Origin of the sequence: Jiangella aurantiaca, assembly GCF_004349105.1 — a bacterium.
In the GTDB taxonomy this organism is placed as follows: Bacteria; Actinomycetota; Actinomycetes; order Jiangellales; family Jiangellaceae; genus Jiangella; species Jiangella aurantiaca.
In genome coordinates this window covers 53,536-72,070 of record NZ_SMLB01000025.1, presented here as the reverse complement: position 1 = coordinate 72,070, position 18,535 = coordinate 53,536, and the positions used below count along the sequence as shown (strand labels likewise).

Genomic DNA, 18,535 nt, shown 5'->3' with positions numbered 1-18,535 from the left:
AAAATACTGCGCAAGCCAGACAAATCGGAATAACGTGACCTGACCGCAACACCCTGCGCTGCCGCGGGCTGCGGACCGCTCGGCTGGTCCCGTCAGAGGTCGGCGAACCGCAGCCCGGCCGTAGCCAACTGGGTGAGCAACGGCGACGGCGCCAGCCCGGGCTCGCGGACCTCGGCCTGCAGCCGCTCCAGTGTCGCCAGCGCGGCCGCCGGGCCGAGCGCGTCCAGCAGCTCGAACGGTCCCGCCGGCAGCCGGCAGCCCAGCCGCATCGCCGTGTCGACGTCGGCCGCCGAGGCGTACCCGGTCTCGAGCATCGCGACGGCGTCGTTGAGGTACGGCACCAGCAGCGCATCGACGACGAAGCCGGCGCGGTCGGCGCAGACGACGGCCGTGAGCCCGGCGGACGCGGCGACCTCGGCGACGGTGGTCACGGCGGACGGCGACGAGACGACGGTGCGGACGACCTCGGCGACGGTCGCGGCCGGCCCGGCGAGGTGGAGCCCGACGACGTCCGCGGGCCGGCCGCTGGCGGCGGCGCTGGCGACCACGGGCCCGGCGCCGGTGGCCGCGAGCACGGCACCGGGGGCGGCGTCGGCGGCGATCCGCGCGAACGTCTCGGGGTCTCCCGGCGCGACGACGAGGTCGGCGTCCTGGCCGGCAGTACCGCGGACGACGTCGTGGCCGGCCTTCGCGAGCGCCTCGGCCAGCGGTCCGGGCGACGGGTCCAGGAACGCGACGCGGTGGACCCGGCTGTCCTCGGGGGTGACCACAGCGGAGCTCGCACCCACCCCGTCGATATCTGAGTAGTCGTAGAAGCCGCGACCGGTCTTGCGGCCGAGGAACCCCAGCGTCACCAGCTGGCCCAGAATGGGCGCCGGCGTGTGCAGCCGGTTGCGGCCCTGCCGGTACATCGTCTCGAGGATCTCGTACGCCGTGTCCAGCCCGATCAGGTCGAGCAGCGCGAGCGGCCCCATCGGGTAGCCCAGCCCGGCCGTGATCGCCGCGTCGATGTCCTCGCGGCTCGCGTGGCCGCTCTCGAACATCGCGGCGGCCCGGTTGAGGTAGCCGAACAGCAGCGCGTTGGTGACGAACCCGGCGCGGTCGCCGCACTCGACCGGGGTCTTGCCCAGCCGGCGGGCGAGCTCGGTGACGGCGGCGATGACCTCCGGCGCGGTGACGACGGTCCGGACGACCTCGATCAGTTCCTGCACCGGCGCCGGATTGAAGAAGTGCAGGCCGACCACCCGCTCCGGCCGCGAGACGGCGACGCTGATCGCCGTCACGGAGAGGGAGGAGGTGTTGGTGGCGAGGATGGTGTCCGCGCTGACGACGCCGTCGAGACGGCCGAACAGGTCGCGCTTGATTTCCAGCCGCTCCGGGACCGCCTCGACGACGAGGTCGGCGGCGCCCAGCGCGGCGAGGTCCGTGGTGAACTCGATCCGCCCGACCAGCGCGGCCTGCTCGTCCGCGGTGAGCTTGCCGCGGCGGACCGCGCGCCCCGTGGACGCGTCGACGTGGCCACGGCCGGCCGCGAGCGCCGCGTCGTCTCGTTCCACCCCGACGACGTCGAGGCCGGCGCGCGAGAACACCTCCGCGATGCCCGCACCCATGGTCCCCAGCCCGACGACGCCCACCCTGGCGATCCGCGCACTCATGCCGCGCAGTCTAGGTTCCCGGCCGGGCGGGACGTGGTCGTCAGGGTGTCGGCATCGTCGTCGCAGTGTCGGTGGCGGGCGAGAATTTCTTGATCATGTTCGCTGGCGGTCGCTGACACGCCGCCAGCGAACATGATCATGCTGGTCGGCGACGGCGCCAACGTCGTCATCGAACGCGGCGGCTAACTGCCAGGGGCGGTCACCGTTTACCCAGCGGAGGGTCCCCTCCGAGGGGTTCGGTCACCGTCCACCCCGGCGCGGTCCCCGCCCGGTTGGGCGGGAGTCCCCACCCTACGGGCGGGCTCTGACAAGCGCCCAGGGCCGGCGCGTCCAGCGCCGTGCGAACGTGACGCATCAGCCAAGCGCACGGCTTGCGAATTAGCTTAGGCGTACCTTACGTTGGCGCGGTGACCATTTCGCCCACTCTGCCCGCCGGCGGCCTGGCCGCGCGCGCGGTCGACCTCGCGTACGGGCGCGAGGTGGTCGTACGAGCCGCGTCGATCGAGCTGCGGCCCGGGATGGTCACGGCACTCATCGGCCCGAACGGCAGCGGCAAGTCCACTCTGCTGCGCGCCCTCGCCCGCCTGCATCTCCCCACGTCAGGCGACATCAGCTTCCACGACGGCACCGACGTCCTCAGCCTCGACCCGCGCGAGCTGGCCCGCCGCGTCACGCTGCTGGCGCAGAGCCGGAGCACGCCGGGCGGCCTGAGCGTCCGCGAGCTGGTCGAGTACGGCCGCCACCCGCACCGCGCACGCTGGACCGGCCGCGACCCCGGCGGGGAGCGGGCGATCGCCCGAGCCATGGCGCTCACCGGCATCGAAGCGCTGGCCGATCGCCCGGTGCAGGCGCTGTCCGGTGGGCAGGCGCAGCGGGCGTGGCTGGCCAGCTGCCTCGCGCAGGACACCGGCCTGCTGCTGCTCGACGAGCCGACGACCTTCCTCGACCTGCGCTACCAGATCGAGATCCTCGACGTCGTGCGCGAGCTGGCCGACGAGCACGGCATCGGCGTCGGCCTGGTGCTGCACGACCTGGACCAGGCGGCCGCCGTCGCCGACCGGATCCTGCTGCTCGAGGCCGGCACGGTGACGGCCGACGGCACGCCGAACGAGGTGCTGACGCCCGAGAACCTGAGCCGTGCGTACGGCATCCGCGTCGACGTCGACGTCGATCCGGTCGACGGGCGCATCTCCACCCGCGCCGTCGGCCGGCACAACGACGTCCGGCCGCACGCCACGGCCTAGCGGCCGTTCCACCCCACTGAAACCCACGATCACGAGGTACACCATGAGAAGAGCGCGCGCCCTCGCGGGCCTGTCCGTCGCGTTCGTGCTGCTCGCCACCGCCTGCGGCACGACGGAGGACGCGTCCGACGACTCCACCGAGGCCGGGTCGACCAGTGAGGCCACCGACGGCGGCGACGCCGCGGCCGGGCCGATCACCGTCACCGACTCGCGCGGCGTGGAGGTCACGCTGGACCAGCCCGCGGTGCGGGTCGCCGCCACCGAGTGGAACGCCGTCGAGAACCTCGTCTCGCTCGGCGTCATGCCGGTCGGCGTGTCGGACATCCAGGGCTACAACAACTGGGTGAGCGGCGCGCCGCTCGACGACACCGTCACCGACATCGGTACCCGCGGCGAGCCGAGCATGGACACCCTCGCCACCCTCGACGTCGACCTCGTCGTGGTCACCGACAGCCTGATCGAGGGCGCGATCGAGCAGATCGAGGCGACCACGCCGGTCGTGGTCATGCCGGGCGGCGACGTGCAGGACAACATCGGCCAGATGTTCGCGAACCTCGACCTCATCGCCGAGCTCACCGGCACGCAGGACCGCGCCCAGGAGCTGCGCGACGAGTTCGACGCGAAGGTCGAGGAGGGCAAGGCCGCCGTCGAGGAGGCCGGCGCCACCGGCGACCCGGTCGCGTTCGCCGACAGCTGGGTCGACGCCGGCACCGTCAGCATCCGCCCGTTCGCCGAGGGCTCGCTGGTCTCCGACGTGTTCGGGGAGATCGGGCTGGAGAACCCGTGGCCCATGGAGGGCGACCCCGTCTACGGCCTGGCGCAGACCGACGTCGAGGGGCTGACGGCGCTGCCCGGCGACGTCCGCTTCTGGTACATGGCCAACGACAATGACGGCGGCGACGCGTTCGCCGACAACCTGGCCGGCAACGCGATCTGGGAGTCGCTGCCGTTCGTGCAGGCCGGCAACGTGGTCCGGTTCCCCGACTCGCTGTGGATGTTCGGCGGCCCGACGTCGATGATGCAGTACGTCGACGCCGCCGTCGACGCGCTCGGCTGAGGCGGTACCGCCCGTGAAGTCCGGCCGCCTGGGCCTGGTGGCCGTCACGCTCGCGGTGCTGATCGCGGGCCTGGCGGTCGTCCACCTCATGCAGGGCACCGCGCAGGTCGGTGCCGGCGAGGTGCTGCGCTGGGCGGCCGGACAGGGGACCGACGAGGCCGGCGCGATCGTGCTGGCCTCGCGGCTGCCCCGGCTGCTGGCGGCGGTCGTCGTCGGCATCGCGCTCGGTGCGGCCGGCGCGGTCATGCAGTCGGTGTCGCGCAACGTCATGGCCTCGCCCGACACGCTGGCCGTCAACGCCGGTGCGCACCTGGCGCTGGTGGCGGCCGCGACGGCCGGGTTCACGGTGCCGCTGCTGGGCGCGGCCGGGCTCGCCTTCCTCGGCGGGCTCGGCGCGGCGGTGCTGGTGCTCGCCCTGTCCGGTCTCGGCGGGACCGGCGCGGTCCGGCTGGTGCTGGCCGGCACCGCCATCGCGCTGGCGTTCCAGTCGCTGACCAGCTCGCTGATCATCCTGTTCTCCGAGGAGACCCGCGGCCTCTTCGCCTGGGGAGAGGGGTCGCTCGGGCAGAACGGCCTCGGCGGCATTCGCATCATCGCCCCGCTGGTCGCTGTGGTGCTGGCCGGGCTGCTGCTGCTCGGTCGCAAGCTCGACCTCGTCTTCATCGGCGACGACCACGCCCGCATGCTCGGCGTCAACGTGCGCCGGGTCCGCGCCGGCGCGATCGTACTCGCCGTCATGCTGGCCGCGTGCGCCGTCACGCTGGCCGGCCCGGTCGGGTTCGTCGGCCTGGCCGCGCCCGCCGTCGTGCGGCTGGCCACGCCGGTGGTGCCCGGGTTGCACAAGCACGCCGTGCTGCTGCCGGTGTCGGCCGCGACGGCCGTGCTCATGCTGCTCGCGGCCGACGTCGGCCTGCGGGCGGCGATCGGGTCGCAGGGCGCACTCGAGGTGCCCACCGGCGTCGTCACCACGATCCTCGGGGCGATCTTCCTCATCGCGCTGGCCCGGAAGATCCGCGCCTCGGACACCGTCGGCGAGCCGCCGGCCGCGGGGGTGCGGGGCGGTGTGACACGGCGGCGCTTCGGCTTCGTGCTGGGCACGATGGCGGTCGTGACGGTCGCGGCCGCCGTCGGCGGCACGCTGCTCGGCGACTCCGTGCTGCTGCTCGGCGACGTCGTCAACTGGCTGAGCGGGCAGGCCGGACCGATCGTCAGCACCGTCATGGACACCCGGCTTCCCCGCGTCGTCGCCGGGCTGCTGGCCGGCGCCTCGCTGGCGCTGGCGGGCGCGATCATCCAGTCGGTCGCCCGCAACCCGCTGGCCGAGCCCGGCATCATCGGCGTGGCCGGCGGCGCGGGCGTCGGCGCCGTCACCATGATCACGCTGGTGCCGATGGCCGGCTTCTGGGCGCTGGCCGGTGCGGCCGGCCTCGGCGCCGGCGTGGCCGCGACGCTGGTGTTCGCGCTGGCCGCGCGAGGCGGCTTCGCCAGCGACCGGCTGGTGCTGATCGGTGTCGCGGTGTCTGCGGCGGCGCAGTCGCTGATCGTCGTGCTCATCACGCTCACCGACCCGTGGAACGAGACCAAGGCGCTGACCTGGCTGGCAGGGTCGACCTATGGGCGCTCGTTCGAGCACCTGGTGCCGATGTCGCTGGCGGTCCTCGCGGCGATCCCGCTGCTCTACGGCATGCGGCACACGATGGACCTGCTCTCCGTCGACGACCACACGCCGCGAATCCTCGGCGTGCACGTCCCGCAGGCCCGGCTGGCGCTGCTGGCCGGCGCCGTCGTGCTGACCGGTGCCGCCGTCGCCGGCGTCGGGGTCATCGGCTTCGTCGGGCTGGTCGCGCCGCACGCTGCGCGGGCCCTCGCCGGCCGGCGGCACGCGCGGATGCTACCGGTGGCCGCGCTGCTCGGCGCGAGCCTCGTCTGCCTGGCCGACGCCCTGGGCCGGACGGTGATCGCGCCGGCCCAGCTGCCGGCCGGGCTGGTCACCGCGATCGTCGGCGCGCCGTACTTCGTCTGGCTGCTGTTCCGCACCCGGGTGCGGGGGAATACGGCGCCGCGACGGCTGAGTTGGCGTGGACATGCCCCTCACCGGAAAGTACGAGCGGAGCACGTCTGACTGGGCGCGCAAGCAGGCGGAGGCGTACGAGGCGTCCGGCGGTACCGCGGCCCTGACGCTGCGCGGCAAGCCCGTGGTCGTCGTGACCTCCGTCGGCGCGAAGACCGGCAAGCTGCGCAAGACACCGCTGATGCGGGTCGAGCACGGCGGCGAGTACGCCGTGGTCGCGTCGGACGGCGGCAGGACCACGCACCCGGTCTGGTACCACAACCTCAAGGCCAATCCGCACGTCGAGCTGCAGGACGGCCCCGAGAAGCACGACTACCTCGCCCGCGAGGTGGCCGGCGAGGAGCGCGAGCTCTGGTGGAAACGCGCCGTCGAGGCGTGGCCCGACTACGCGACCTACCAGACCAGGACCAGCCGGGTCATTCCGGTCTTCGTGCTGACGCGGCTGATCGACTGACGGCGTTTCGCCGGCGGCCGGCCGGGTAGTTGCCAGGCATGAGCACCGATCAGGCCGCCCGCCCCAGTGAGTTCCCGCCGCAGCAGCAGGAGCCGCCCGGCCTCACCACCGAGATGACCCCGACGCCGGACCACGGCGAGGAGAGCTACCGGGGCTCGGGCAGGCTGACCGGGATGCGCACACTGATCACCGGCGGCGACTCCGGTATCGGCCGCGCGGTCGCCCTGGCGTTCGCCCGCGAGGGCGCCGACGTCGCGATCACGTACCTGCCGGAGGAGCAGGACGATGCCGACGCGACGATGCGCCTGGTGCGCGACGCCGGCCGCCACGGCGCCGCGTACGCCGCCGACCTGCGCTCGCACGACGCCTGCGTCGAGGTCGTGACCCGCGCGGTGGCCGAGCTGGGCGGTCTGGACGTCCTGGTGAACAACGCCGGCTTCCAGATGGCCCGCGAGGGCGGCATCGAGAGCATCGACCCCGAGCGGCTGGACCGGGTGATCAAGACCAATCTCTACGCGCTGTTCTGGATGACGCAGGAAGCCGTCAAGCACCTGAAGCGCGGCGGCTGCGTCATCAACAACTCCTCCATCCAGGCCTACGACCCATCGGTGTCGCTGCTGGACTACGCCAGCACGAAGGCCGCGATCAACAACGCCACCGTCAACCTGGCGGCCGAGCTCGGGCCGCGCGGCATCCGTGTCAACGCCGTCGCGCCGGGACCGGTCTGGACGCCGCTGCAGCCGGCCACCCAGCCGCCGGAGAAGGTGGCGAAGTTCGGCCAGGACACTCCGCTCGGCCGGGCCGGCCAGCCCGCCGAGGTGGCGCCGGCCTTCGTCTTCCTCGCCTCCCCGCGGGACGCGAGCTACGTGTCCGGCACCGTCCTCGGCGTCACCGGCGGCAAGCCCGTCTTCTGACGGCGACGGCGGTTACTGGTTGCCGCTGAGGATGTACGGTGGCCGAACGTCGTGGTGGTCGACCTCGCGCACCGGGGCGGCCAGCTCGCACTTCCCGTCGAGAGCGCAACGGACCAGTCCAACGCGGTTCTCGTCCTCCCACGCCTCGAAGATGAGGCTCCCGTCGGGCTGCCAGATAACGCCCCTGGGATTGATGCCCTCGACCGTCAACACTCGCTCGCCGGTGCGCGCGTCCGCGACCACGACCTGGTTCGCTAGCTCGGTCCCCGTGGAGGCCTCACCGGCGCGCTCGAGATCCTCGAGCTCCTCGGCCTTGGATCTGGTCGGTGCGACCGTGATGACCAAGTAGCGGCTATCCCAGGAGAGCGCCTGGCGGGCGACGAAGTCGTTCTGTCCGGTGGTCCACAGGACCTCCTCCGTGGCCGTGTCGACGACGCCGCTGCTGAGTTCGTCGGAACCGTTCGGCGACGTGAGGACCGCCAGGTCGCCGGCGCGGCTGATCGCGCTGGTGAAGCCGTAGTCGGTCCACGAGGTGACGGTGTCGGCGACCAGGTGCCATACGTGGACGCCGCCCGGGGCGTTGGTGGCGCTGTCGAGCACGACGCGGCCGCCGTCGAGGAAGCCCTTCACGATCCCGATGGATCCGTCATCGCCTATCTGCTCGCGCTCGTGCAGCACCTCGCCGGTGGTGGCGTCGGCCACGTAAAGCACTGTTCGGCCGGGGCCGGTGTTCCGGGATGTCGTCCAGTCGTGCTCAGCCCATGCGAGCAGCGTGCCGTCGGACGAGACGGCGAAATCGTAGATCTGGCCGGCGCCCAGCAGGATGCGCCCGCCGTCACGGGAGACCAGCGAGAGCTCGAAATCGCCTGCCTGGCCCTCGTCGTCGGTTGGCACTGTGAGCACGGCGAGTCCACTGTCGGCCACCTCGTACATCGCACGGAAGCCGCTGAAGTCGCCCTCGAACGGGATGGCCTCGCCGCCCACATACAGTGCGCCGTCGACGTACCACGGCGCCGACGGGGGTCTTCCGGTGGGCAGCTCGTCCAGGTCGATGGTGACGGCGGCGGGCGCGTTCGGTTCCTGGACCTGCTCGGGCGCGTCGCCGCCGGCCGCCGGGTCGACGATGCCGAGGCCGCCGCCGTCAGTGGCCAGCGGATCGGCAACGACGAACGCCGTCCCGGCGGCGACGGCGACGACGGTGCTGCCGGCGGTAGCGAGCCGGACCTTGGCCCGGCGCCTGCGCGCCTCCCGGAGTACGGCGTCGGCCAGGCCGGCCCGGGGCGGAACCCGCAGCGCGAGATCGTCCAGCGCGTCGCGCACCTGGTCTTCGAGGGTCATGCTGAGGCCTCCTCAGGAGTGGGCAGAGCGGCGCCGGCGGCCAGCTCCGGGGCGAGCACGCGCACCCGGGCCAGCGCCCGGGCGGTCTGGCTGCGGACCGTGCCGACGGAGCAGCCCATGATCTCGGCCACCTCGCGTTCGGGCAGGTCCTCGTAGAACCGGAGCACCAGGACGGCCCGCTGCCGTGCCGTCAGCCGGAGCAGCGCCTGGCGGAGGTCGAGCCGGTCGTCGACCTGGCCGGCGCCGTCGCCGACGGACCGGACCGGCAGGTCGGCGACCGTGTCTTCGCGGACGATCTTCCGGCGACGCCAGCGGCTGGCGTGGTCGTGGTAGATCGTGCGGCGGACATAAGCCTCCGGGTTGTCCACCTTGTGCCAGCGGCGGACGAGCTTGACCAGCGCGCCCTGGACGAGGTCCTCGGCCAGGTGCAGGTCACCGGTCAGCGCGTAGGCGGTACGCCGCAGCGCCAACGAGCGGGACTCGACGAACTCCCGGAACTCGCTCTCGGCTCGAGTATCCATCTCGTCCCTCTCGTCGGCGCTGCTTCCACGATCACAGACGCACGAGCATGGGGCTCACTATGTCAGTCGTCGTGGCGATCGTCGTCGTGGTCATCGTGGTCGTCGTCGGAGCCACGGCCGCTGTCGTCGTCGTGGTCGTCGTCGCGGCGGTCGTCGTCGACGTCGACGCGCGTGATCTCGCCGGAGAGCGCGTCCACGCGGACGTCGTGCTCGACGCCGTCGAGGTGGATCTCGACCTTCCACTCCAGCCGGCCGTGCTCCCACTCGGCCTCGACCTCGGTGACTGTGCCGCCGCCGACGTGAGCCAGGGCGATCCGCTCGGCCTCGGCGCTGCCCATCTCGACGTCGCTGCTCGGCGCGCTGGTGGCCGAGTCGCTCGGGGACGGCGACGGACTGTCGTCCGGCGTAGGCGACGGCGACGGGCTGTCGTCAGGCGTGGCGGACGGCGATGCGCTGGCCGAGTCGTCCGGCGTGAGGTCGCTGGGCGACGGGCTGTCGTCGACGACCGACGCGCGCGGCCGGCTCTCGACGTCGTCGGCGGTCGTGACGGCGTAGGCGACGCCGCCGGTGACGAGCAGGGCGGCCGCGGCAGCGGTGGCGGAGATCAGACGGTTGCGGTTCATGGTGGTGTCCTTCCTGTGCGGTGCGTGGCCACCACGTTCCCGCCGGCCGCCCTAGTGCCGCGCTGGGCGACGGTTAACGCCCGGCTAAGCCGCACGGCCCGAACCGAGGTCGACGACGACGGTGAGGCCGCCGCCCGCCGGGCTGTCCAGCCGGACGCCGCCGCCGGACTGCTCGGCCGTCCGCCGGACGATGTCCAGGCCCAGGCCGCTCGACCCGGACCCGCTGACGCCCCGCCGCAGCGCTCCCGTCGTCTGGCCGGACGGCAGACCGGGTCCCTCGTCGGCGACGACCAGCCGGGCGCCGCCGCCTTCGCGGGGCTCCAGCCGGACCGTGAACGCCGTCCCGTTCGGGGTGTGCGCGAAGACGTTGCCGAGCAGCGCGTCGACGCACGCCTCCAGGTCGCCGCGGGCCAGCGCGACCGGCAGCGGGCCGGGCGCGACGTCCACCGTCAGCTCCCGGTCGGTGTCCTCGGCCAGCACCGCCCAGAACGCGGCCCGCTCGCGCACCACGTCGGCGGCGTCCACCGTCACCGCCTCCGGGGCCGTGCCGCGCCGCCGGGCCTGCTGGATGACGTCGGTGACCGCGCGGTCGACGGCGTCGACGCCGGCCACGATGCGCTCGGACTGCTCGCCGGCGGGCAGCGCCTCGGCGTCCATCCGTAGCGTGGTCAGCGGGGTGCGGACGCGGTGCGAGAGGTCGGCGATGGTCTCGCGCTCCTCGCGCAGCAGGTCGGTGATGCGGCCCGCCAGCCCGTTCAGCGCCGTCGCGACGACGCCCAGCTCGCCGGGCGCGGCCGGGTCGGCGCGCGCGTCCAGCTCGCCGCGGCCCAGCCGATGCGACACCGCGGCGAGGTCGGCCGCGCCACGCACCAGCCGCCGCCCGAGGCGGTCCGCGACCAGCAGGCCGACCAGCAGCAACGCGACGCCCAGCCCGGCCAGCGCCAGCCAGGCGCGGGTCACGCCCTCCCGCAGCTCGGCGTCCGGGACGAACGTGCGGATGACGCCGAAGTCGCCGTCCGGCCGGCCGACGGCGAACACGATCTCGCGGCCGCCGTCGGCATCGGCGGACGCACTGGACCCGCGCCCGGCCAGTTCGACCAGCGGCGACCGGTCCGCTTCGGCGCCGAGCCGCGCGCCGTCCGGCAGGAACACCGTCACATCGAACCGCGAGGTGGCGTCGACCTGGTCGACGGTGAGCGCCAGCGACTCCCCCTCCGCGGTCGCGACCAGCGACGTCAGCGCCTGCGCCTCGACGGTGGCCGCCTGCACGGCGCGGTCGCCCGCGACATCGCGGACCAGCAGCGCCAGCGGCACGAGGAACGCCACCAGGACCAACGTCGTGGTGGCGGCGACGAGGACGAGGAGCCGGCGGCGCACTCCGTCACTCCTCCGGCGCGGCCAGTCGCACCCCGACCCCGCGGACGGCGTGCAGGTAGCGGGGCTCCTGTGCGGTCTCGCCGAGCTTGCGGCGCAGCCAGGACAGGTGGACGTCGACGGTCTTGTCGGCGCCGCCGTACGGGAGCCGCCAGACCTCCGTCAGCAGCTCGCGCTTGCTGACGACCTCGCCTGCGCGGGCGGCCAGGTAGTGCAGCAGGTCGAACTCGCGCGGGGTCAGCTCGAGCGCGGCGCCGTTGAGCGCGGCCTCGCGGCTGCGCGGGTCGACCCGCAGGCCGCCGACGGTGACCGCCTGGTCGCGTTGGTCCTCGCCGCCGCGCCTGAGCACGGCGCGGATGCGGGCGTCCAGCTGGGCGACGCCGAACGGCTTGGTCACGTAGTCGTCCGCCCCTGCATCCAGGACGGCGACCACCTCGCTCTCGTCGTCGCGCGCCGTGGCGACGATCACCGGGACGTCACTGACGCCGCGGAGCATGCGCAGCATCGCGGTGCCGTCGAGGTCCGGCAGCCCAAGATCCAGCACGACGACGTCCGGACGGTCGCCGACCGCCTGCTCCAGCCCGGCCATCGCCGTCGGCGCCGACCGGACCGCATGCCCGCGCTCGGTCAGCCCGCGGATCAATGCGGACCTGATCGTCGCATCATCCTCGACGACGAGTACCTGGGCCATGCGGTCGACATTAGGGCACGGTGGGCGGCGGGCCGGCCTCGTTCGGTGGTCGCCGGACGTCCGTTGAGGCTGCCTTAGCCGTCCCTTAACCCGGCCGGCGGGCATAGTGGGCCCATGGCGAGTCCGAGGATCGTGCGGGTCGGGACCGGCCTGCTGCTGTGGCTCGCCGCGGCGACCGGCGCCACGGCGGTCGGCATGGCGGCGGTCGGCATGATCGGCAGCGACATCCTCGGGTCGTCGCAGGAGCCGCTCACCCAGGCCGAGGTCGAACGGCGGCTGGCCTCCCCCACTGGGTCGCCGTCCGGGTCGCCGTCCGCGACTGGGACGCCCTCGCCGTCCGCGACACCGTCACCGGACCCCACGACTCCCCCGGCCGCGCGCCCGCGCGTGGTCGACGCCAACGGCGCCGGCACCATCACCGCCCAGTGCAACCCCGACGGCACCGTCCTCGTTCTGGCTGTCACCCCTGCCCAGGGCTACGACGCCGACGCGGACGACGAGGAGGCCGACGACCACCCCCAGATCAAGTTCGAGAACGACGCCGTCGAGGTCGAGGTCAGGTTGCGCTGCATCGACGGCGTCGTATCCGACGAGATCCGCCAGAACTCCGAGGACTGAACCGGCAGAGAAGCGATCGGCGTGCACGGCGACGGCATGCTGACCGGAAGCGGTGGCACCTCGAGGATCGACCCACGCACGATCGCGCGGCGACGCTGACCTCGATAGCCGGAATGGCGCTCTGCACCCGTGCCGGCGCCGCGAACGGATCGCTCGCTTTCGAGGTCGTCCGCGCGACCGGACACGTCAGGCGCTCAGCCGGCAGGTCAGCGGATCGACGCCATACACGTTGATCATTTCCTAGCCGCCGAACGGGCATTGCCGGTCCAGCTCGATGCCCAAGAGGAGGTTTCTGACCTGCTGTATTGCTCACACGCTTCCCGTAATCCAGGCCAGGTGTGTGCGGGCAGATCGGTCGTCCGAGGTCCGCTATCGTCGTGGCGGTCACCGCGGCATCCAGGTGCGCCAAATGCGGTGCTGGTGGCCGGAAGCCGGTCACGAACACTGACCTGAGCCGACGAGCCGCGTGTTGCCGTTCGACGGCAGGGAGACGCTGCGGTGCGTCTCGGGCAGCTGGGATCGAGAAGTCGCTGACGAGCCGATGGGTGAAGGAGAACGCCAGGTGACTGCAGTACTGACCGCGGCCGTCGTGGGTCTGGTGGTCTCGATCCTCGGAACCCGGGCAGCGATCTGGGGGCTCGTCCGGCGTGGCTACGGCCAGCCGATCCGGGACGAACTCTCGACGAGTCATCAGACCAAGAGGGGCACGCCCACAATGGGCGGGATGGTGATCATCCTGGCGGCGCTTTTCGGCTACGCAGTGGCCCACCTGATCGGCCGGTCCGAGCCGTCAGTCTCGGCGTTGCTCGTGCTCGGCCTGATCGTCGGGCTCGGTCTGGTCGGATTCCTCGACGACTACATCAAGATCTTCAAGCAGCGGAGTCTGGGCCTGCGCAGCCGGGCGAAGATGGCTGGGCAGGTGGTCGTAGCGCTCGCGTTCGCGCTTCTCGCGATCCGGTTCGAGGACGACCAGTCGTTGACCCCGGCGTCGCAGGCCGTGTCATTCCTTCGCGACACCCCGATCGTCCTGCCGGTCGTGCTGTTCGTGGTTTGGGCGCTGCTGATCATCTCCGGTACCTCGAACGCGGTGAATCTGACCGACGGTCTGGACGGCCTAGCCACCGGCGCGTCCGTCATGGTGTTCGGTGCCTACACGCTCATCGGGATCTGGCAGTTCAACCAGAACTGCGGTACCACTCCTGGACCGGCGTGCTACGACGTGCGCGACCCGCTCGACCTTGCCGTCGTGGCAGCCGCGCTGGTTGGCGCGTGCATCGGGTTCCTGTGGTGGAACGCACACCCCGCCAGGATCATCATGGGCGACACCGGGGCGCTGGCGCTTGGCGGAGCAATGGCCGGGTTGGCCATCACAACCCGCACCGAGCTACTGCTCGTCATTCTCGGCGGCCTGTTCGCGATCATCACCATGTCCGTGGTGCTGCAGGTCGGCTTCTTCAAGCTGACCGGCGGCCGACGGCTGTTCCGGTTGGCGCCGCTCCACCACCATTTCGAGCTCAAGGGCTGGAGCGAGGTCACGATCGTTGTCCGCTTCTGGATCATCGCCGGCATGTGCGTCGTCATGGGGCTCGGCATCTTCTACGCGGAGTGGGTTGTCGGGACGTGATTGCCATGGGGCCGCACTAGGCGCGATGCGCTGCGCCCTACATGTTGATCACGTGGCCGGAGATGCCGTGCACAGCTTCCTTGACCGCCTCCGAGAGCGTCGGGTGGGCGTGGATGTTGCGGCCGACCTCGTCCGCCGTCAGGTCCCAGAGCTGGGCCAGGGTGAGCTCGGGCAGCAGCTCCGTCACGTCCGGGCCGATCAGGTGGGCGCCGAGGAGCTCGTTGTGGGCGGCGTCGGCGACGATCTTGACGAAGCCGACGGGGTCGCCGAGGCCGTGCGCCTTGCCGTTGGCCATGAAGGGGAACTTCGAGACCTTGACCTCATGACCGAGTTTGCGAGCCTGCTCCTCGGTGTAGCCGAAGCTGGCCACCTGCGGCTGGCAGTAGGTCGCCCGCGGGATCATGTCGTAGTTGACGGGCATCGTCTCGGCGCCTGCGATCGTCTCGGCCGCAACGATCGCCATGGCCTCGGCCGCGTGCGCCAGCAGCAGCTTGCCGGTGACGTCGCCGATGGCGTAGACGCTGGGCACGTTGGTGCGCAGGTACTCGTCGACCTCGATCGCGCCGCGTTCGTTCAGGCGTACGCCGGTCTTGTCGAGGCCGTAGCCGTCGACGCGCGGGGCGAAGCCAATAGCCTGCAGCACCTTGTCGGCCTCGAGGACCTCCTGATTGTCGCCGGAGGTCACCGTCACGCGAACCTTGTCGCCGCTGTCGTCGATGCTGTCGACTCGGGTCGAGGTGCGCACGTCGACGCCGAGTTTCTTGTACTGGCGGGCGAGTTCCTTGGAGACCTCGGGGTCCTCCAGCGGGAGGATGCGCTCGAGGAACTCGACGATGGTGACCTGGACGCCGTAGTTGGCCATGACGTAGCCGAACTCGACCCCGATGGCGCCGGCGCCCGCGATGATGACGCTCTGCGGCAGCTCGCTCTCGAGGATCTGCTCCTCGTACGTGACGACGCGTTCGCTCAGCTGGGTGCCGGGCAGCAGCCGGGTCGTCGCCCCTGCCGCGATGATGCAGTGCTCGAACGTCACCGTCTCGTTGCCGCCGTCGTTGAGGCGGACGTCGAGGGTGTTCGCGTCGGTGAAAGTGCCCCACCCGTCGAACTCGGTGATCTTGTTCTTCTTCATAAGGTAGTGCACGCCCTTGACGCGGCCGTCGGCCACGGTGCGGCTGCGCTCGTACGCCTTCGAGTAGTCGGCCTTGACCTCGCCCTCGAAGACCAGCCCGAAGGTGTCGGCCTCGTTCTTGACGATGTGGGCCAGCTCCGCGTTGCGCAGCAGCGCCTTGCTCGGGATGCAGCCCACGTTGAGGCAGACGCCACCCCAGTACTTGGACTCCACGACGGCGACGGACTTGCCCAGCTGGGCCGCGCGGACGGCCGCGGTGTACCCGCCCGGGCCGGCGCCCAGGACGACGACATCGAAGTGCGCACTCATGATGAACAGCCTAGAGGGCGCGGGTAGCTGTATCGGCGTGACGTTCAGAACAACCGCGAGGTGGGGTCGTCGACACCGCGGAGGGCGTCGTAGTCGACGGTGATGCAGGTGATGCCGCGGTCGACGGCGAGGGTGCGGGCCTGCGGCTTGATCTCCTGCGCGGCGAACACGCCGCGCACCGGGGCCAGCAGCGGGTCTCGGTTGAGCAGGTCGAGATAGCGGGTGAGCTGCTCGACGCCGTCGATCTCGCCGCGCCGCTTCACCTCGACGGCGACGGCGACGCCCTGCTCGTCGCGGCAGAGGAGGTCGACCGGGCCGATCGGCGTCGGGTATTCGCGGCGCACCAGGCGCCAGCCGGCGCCGAACGTCTCGACCTGCTCGGCCAGGAGCACCTGCAGGTGCGCCTCGACGCCGTCCTTGACCAGCCCGGGGTCGGCGCCGAGGTCGTGGGTGGAGTCGTGCAGGATCTCGTGCAGGTTGATCACCAGGCGGTCGTCGGACTTGCCGTTCTGCACCGTCCACACCGCGGTGACGCCGTCCGACGTCCCGTCCTCGCCCGGATCCGGCTCACGGACGGTGAGCGTGCAGGGCGGGCTCATCCAGTTCAGCGGCTTGTACGAGCCGCCGTCGGAGTGCACCAGCACGCTGCCGTCGGCCTTCACCATGATGACGCGGGTGGCGAGCGGGAGGTGGGCGGTCAGCCGCCCGGCGTAGTCGACCTGGCAGCGTGCGATGACGATCCTCACCGCCCGAACTCTAGACCGCGCGGCGAGCCGAACCGAGCACCTACGCGTCGTGCTCGGCAGCGTGCTCGACATCATCGGAGCCGCCACGCAGGGACCACCGGCGCCGGAACGGCGTAGCGTGCGAACCGTCACGCACACCGAGGTGCGGGGGTCGGTCATGAATCGGATCGCGCTGATCGTGCTGGGACTCGTCGTGCTGGTCGTCATCGGTGTGGGCGGGGTCGTCCTCCAGCGGCAGGGCGAGCGGATGGACGAGCTGGAGGCGTCCGTCCGGGAATTGCGGCTGGCGGCCCAGGCGTCCAGTGCCGAGACCGCCGCCGACCGGCTGGACGAGATCGAGCGGCAGCTCGGGTTCGACGCGCCGTCGTGGCCGGCCGAAGCCGTCGACGAGCGCATCACACAGCTGGAATGGGATCTGGGCCTGATCTGCGGTTATCTGCACCGCACCGGCGCCGAGGTGCTGTGCTGACGGCGCTCAGCCGCTGAGCGCCGCGGCGAGCGCGGCCCGCTGCGACCGGAACCAGTCCTGACTGCGGCGGATGTTGTCGCCGGCGCCGTCGGCCCACATGCGCGACCAGCCGCCGCCATCGGTCTCGGCGCGGTGCTTCATGACGTGCCAGGTGCGGGTGAACCGGCGGTCGGCGACGTCGAGCAGGGCGGTCCGCTGGGCGGCGTCCAGCCCGTAGGCGTCGGCGAAGATCCGCACCCGGCGGCCGGCGTCGGCGTCGCGCAGCGCCGGGTCGCGGTCGGCCGGTCCGGCCAGCGGCGCCCAGTACCGCAGGGTCGTGACGACGTCGAGCAGCCGCGTGGTCGGCCCGGCGAGGTCGAAGTCGATGATGCCGACCGGCCGGCCGTCGACGAAGATCGTGTTCTCGAACGTGATGTCGTTGTGCCCGACGACGTCCGCGGTGCCGTCGTACGCGGGCCGCACGCCGGGCAGCTCGACCGGCGCCCGCCAGCTCACGCCGTCCGGCGGCACGAAGCCGGCGGAGCAGTCGTGCAGCCGGCGCTGGATGACGGCGATCTCGCGTAGGGCGTCCTCGGTGACGGCCCACGGCGCCAGCGGCCGGCCGCCCATCTCGCCGTCGAGGTAGGTGAGGATCTCGCGGCCCCGCTCGTCGAGGCCGAGGAAACGCGGCGCGTACGGGAAGCCGGCCCGCTCCAGGTGCCGGAGGTAGGCGTGGACGGCGGCCGCGCCCTCGGCCGGGTGCCTCCGGACCGTGCCGCGGACGCGCACGACGCCGTCGCTGACGTCGCCGCCGAGCAGCGGGATCTCGACCACGTCGTCGAGGAACGCGTCGACCGCGGCGCGGAACTCGGCCGGCCGCTCGACCCACGGATAGTGGCCGCAGTCCTCCACGACGGCCAGCCGCCCGGCCGGGAACCGCTCGGCCAGCGCGGCGACCGGCGCCAACCCCGTCATCGCGTCGTCGGCGCCGGCGACCACGAGAATCGGGGCGGTGACCGACGCGAGCCGCTCGGCGAGGTCGGCGGGCGGGTCGAGGCTGAAGTAGGCGCGGTTGGCGGGCAGGTCGTAGTGGCCGGCGGCGGCGTGGTCCCGCTCGGCCGCACCCCAGTGCGCGTAGCTGGACGGCGCGACCAGCCGCTGCCAGGCGTTGAAGCCCTCGTCGTCGAGGACGGCGGGCCCGGCGGCCAGCGCCGCCCAGGCGTCGTCGAAGGCCGGACCGCCGCCGCGGCGGCGCGCCGCGAGGCGCTCGGCGATCCGCTCGGCGTCGGGCTCGGCGTCGACGAGGTGGGTGGACGGCGGCGTGATGAGCAGCAGCGCCGCGACGTGCGCCGGGTACTGCACGCCGTACGCGACTGCGAGCCGGGTGCCGGCGGAGTGCCCGGCGACCAGCAGACGGTCCTGCCCGAGGTGCCGGCGCAGCGCCTCGAGATCGCCGGCCTGCCGCCAGTACGAGCCTGCCTCCGGCCGGTCCGGAGCCGGTGACTCGCCGACGCCGCGCAGGTGCGGGATCACCAGCGGGTGCCGGTCGGCCAGCCCGGCGAGATCGCCCAGGTAGGCCGGGTGCCGGGCCGCCCCGCCGGCGAGGACGACGACGGGCGGGCCCGCGGCGGCCGGCCCGGCCAGCTCGTCGTAATGCAGGGACGTGTCGTCGGCAGCGCGGTAAGCAGGCACGGCCAGGACGCTACCGCGTAGTGCCGG

General features: G+C 72.4%; 17 protein-coding genes. 8 read left to right on the top strand and 9 right to left on the bottom strand.

Translation table 11 applies throughout. The features are described 5' to 3' along the window. Window positions 1-92: 92 nt before the first annotated feature. Window positions 93-1,655 carry a 3-hydroxyacyl-CoA dehydrogenase family protein gene (locus E1262_RS17910; RefSeq protein WP_132104496.1) on the bottom strand — a complete coding sequence of 521 codons (1,563 nt, stop codon included), beginning with the start codon at window positions 1,653-1,655 and terminating at the stop codon, window positions 93-95. A 407-nt stretch (window positions 1,656-2,062) separates the two neighbouring features. On the opposite strand from E1262_RS17910, the gene E1262_RS17905 reads away from it, so the two are divergent. The 5 genes from E1262_RS17905 to E1262_RS17885 are packed head-to-tail and all read left to right on the top strand — an operon-like array spanning window position 2,063 to window position 7,395. Further along, window positions 2,063-2,899 carry an ABC transporter ATP-binding protein gene (locus E1262_RS17905; RefSeq protein ID WP_238992978.1) on the top strand — a complete coding sequence of 279 codons (837 nt, stop codon included), beginning with the start codon at window positions 2,063-2,065 and terminating at the stop codon, window positions 2,897-2,899. A gap of 43 nt (window positions 2,900-2,942) precedes the next feature. Continuing rightward, the gene (locus E1262_RS17900; RefSeq protein ID WP_132104495.1) at window positions 2,943-3,956 is read left to right on the top strand and encodes an ABC transporter substrate-binding protein; all 1,014 of its coding nucleotides are present in this window, start codon (window positions 2,943-2,945) and stop codon (window positions 3,954-3,956) included. A 13-nt stretch (window positions 3,957-3,969) separates the two neighbouring features. Then, window positions 3,970-6,078 carry an iron ABC transporter permease gene (locus tag E1262_RS17895; protein ID WP_132104494.1) on the top strand — a complete coding sequence of 703 codons (2,109 nt, stop codon included), beginning with the start codon at window positions 3,970-3,972 and terminating at the stop codon, window positions 6,076-6,078. Next, complete coding sequence (locus E1262_RS17890; protein WP_132104493.1) at window positions 6,041-6,481, top strand: nitroreductase family deazaflavin-dependent oxidoreductase; 441 nt, start codon at window positions 6,041-6,043, stop codon at window positions 6,479-6,481. Before E1262_RS17895 ends, E1262_RS17890 begins: the two co-directional genes overlap by 38 nt. A gap of 38 nt (window positions 6,482-6,519) precedes the next feature. Next, window positions 6,520-7,395, top strand: coding sequence for an SDR family oxidoreductase (locus tag E1262_RS17885; RefSeq protein WP_132104492.1), 876 nt, complete (start codon window positions 6,520-6,522; stop codon window positions 7,393-7,395). Window positions 7,396-7,407: 12 nt separating this feature from the next. Here E1262_RS17885 and E1262_RS17880 read toward each other — a convergent pair whose 3' ends face one another. The 5 genes from E1262_RS17880 to E1262_RS17860 form a co-directional block, all read right to left on the bottom strand. After that, window positions 7,408-8,733, bottom strand: coding sequence for a TolB-like translocation protein (locus E1262_RS17880; RefSeq protein WP_132104491.1), 1,326 nt, complete (start codon window positions 8,731-8,733; stop codon window positions 7,408-7,410). Further along, window positions 8,730-9,254: a SigE family RNA polymerase sigma factor gene (locus E1262_RS17875; RefSeq protein ID WP_132104490.1), complete on the bottom strand. Its 525-nt coding sequence runs from the start codon at window positions 9,252-9,254 to the stop codon at window positions 8,730-8,732. Before E1262_RS17875 ends, E1262_RS17880 begins: the two co-directional genes overlap by 4 nt. A gap of 62 nt (window positions 9,255-9,316) precedes the next feature. Next, entirely contained in the window at window positions 9,317-9,877 is a 561-nt protein-coding gene (locus tag E1262_RS17870) for a PepSY domain-containing protein (RefSeq protein ID WP_132104489.1), read from the bottom strand. Between the two features lie 84 nt (window positions 9,878-9,961). Further along, a complete protein-coding gene (locus E1262_RS17865) occupies window positions 9,962-11,254 on the bottom strand; it encodes a sensor histidine kinase (protein ID WP_132104488.1) in 1,293 nt (430 codons plus the stop codon). A 4-nt stretch (window positions 11,255-11,258) separates the two neighbouring features. Beyond that, window positions 11,259-11,942: a response regulator transcription factor gene (locus tag E1262_RS17860; protein WP_132104487.1), complete on the bottom strand. Its 684-nt coding sequence runs from the start codon at window positions 11,940-11,942 to the stop codon at window positions 11,259-11,261. Between the two features lie 114 nt (window positions 11,943-12,056). On the opposite strand from E1262_RS17860, the gene E1262_RS17855 reads away from it, so the two are divergent. Beyond that, window positions 12,057-12,560: a hypothetical protein gene (locus E1262_RS17855; RefSeq protein ID WP_132104486.1), complete on the top strand. Its 504-nt coding sequence runs from the start codon at window positions 12,057-12,059 to the stop codon at window positions 12,558-12,560. A 541-nt stretch (window positions 12,561-13,101) separates the two neighbouring features. After that, window positions 13,102-14,184, top strand: a complete 1,083-nt coding sequence (mraY, locus tag E1262_RS17850) for a phospho-N-acetylmuramoyl-pentapeptide-transferase (protein ID WP_420810538.1) — start codon at window positions 13,102-13,104, stop codon at window positions 14,182-14,184. 37 nt (window positions 14,185-14,221) lie between these two features. On the opposite strand, the gene lpdA is transcribed toward mraY, so the two are convergent. Together lpdA and nucS are read right to left on the bottom strand one after the other, a co-directional pair. Next, window positions 14,222-15,622 carry a dihydrolipoyl dehydrogenase gene (gene lpdA, locus E1262_RS17845; RefSeq protein WP_132104485.1) on the bottom strand — a complete coding sequence of 467 codons (1,401 nt, stop codon included), beginning with the start codon at window positions 15,620-15,622 and terminating at the stop codon, window positions 14,222-14,224. A gap of 44 nt (window positions 15,623-15,666) precedes the next feature. Next, window positions 15,667-16,368, bottom strand: a complete 702-nt coding sequence (nucS, locus tag E1262_RS17840) for an endonuclease NucS (protein WP_132104484.1) — start codon at window positions 16,366-16,368, stop codon at window positions 15,667-15,669. On the opposite strand from nucS, the gene E1262_RS17835 reads away from it, so the two are divergent. Continuing rightward, window positions 16,355-16,837: a hypothetical protein gene (locus E1262_RS17835; RefSeq protein WP_132104483.1), complete on the top strand. Its 483-nt coding sequence runs from the start codon at window positions 16,355-16,357 to the stop codon at window positions 16,835-16,837. The two genes, nucS and E1262_RS17835, sit on opposite strands and share 14 nt — an antisense overlap. Window positions 16,838-16,843: 6 nt before the next feature. Here E1262_RS17835 and E1262_RS17830 read toward each other — a convergent pair whose 3' ends face one another. Further along, a complete protein-coding gene (locus E1262_RS17830) occupies window positions 16,844-18,508 on the bottom strand; it encodes an alpha/beta fold hydrolase (protein ID WP_132104482.1) in 1,665 nt (554 codons plus the stop codon). Between the last annotated feature and the right edge of the window lie 27 nt (window positions 18,509-18,535).

Bases quoted from the DNA above. Each gene is read 5' to 3' on its own strand.
- E1262_RS17855 (WP_132104486.1), top strand. From the start codon at position 12,057: ATGGCGAGTCCGAGGATCGTGCGGGTCGGGACCGGCCTGCTGCTGTGG.
- E1262_RS17910 (WP_132104496.1), bottom strand. From the start codon at position 1,655: ATGAGTGCGCGGATCGCCAGGGTGGGCGTCGTCGGGCTGGGGACCATG.
- E1262_RS17835 (WP_132104483.1), top strand. From the start codon at position 16,355: ATGACGATCCTCACCGCCCGAACTCTAGACCGCGCGGCGAGCCGAACC.
- E1262_RS17880 (WP_132104491.1), bottom strand. From the start codon at position 8,733: ATGACCCTCGAAGACCAGGTGCGCGACGCGCTGGACGATCTCGCGCTG.
- E1262_RS17860 (WP_132104487.1), bottom strand. From the start codon at position 11,942: ATGGCCCAGGTACTCGTCGTCGAGGATGATGCGACGATCAGGTCCGCA.
- lpdA (WP_132104485.1), bottom strand. From the start codon at position 15,622: ATGAGTGCGCACTTCGATGTCGTCGTCCTGGGCGCCGGCCCGGGCGGG.
- E1262_RS17900 (WP_132104495.1), top strand. From the start codon at position 2,943: ATGAGAAGAGCGCGCGCCCTCGCGGGCCTGTCCGTCGCGTTCGTGCTG.
- E1262_RS17885 (WP_132104492.1), top strand. From the start codon at position 6,520: ATGAGCACCGATCAGGCCGCCCGCCCCAGTGAGTTCCCGCCGCAGCAG.
- mraY (WP_420810538.1), top strand. From the start codon at position 13,102: ATGGGTGAAGGAGAACGCCAGGTGACTGCAGTACTGACCGCGGCCGTC.
- E1262_RS17870 (WP_132104489.1), bottom strand. From the start codon at position 9,877: ATGAACCGCAACCGTCTGATCTCCGCCACCGCTGCCGCGGCCGCCCTG.
- E1262_RS17890 (WP_132104493.1), top strand. From the start codon at position 6,041: ATGCCCCTCACCGGAAAGTACGAGCGGAGCACGTCTGACTGGGCGCGC.
- E1262_RS17875 (WP_132104490.1), bottom strand. From the start codon at position 9,254: ATGGATACTCGAGCCGAGAGCGAGTTCCGGGAGTTCGTCGAGTCCCGC.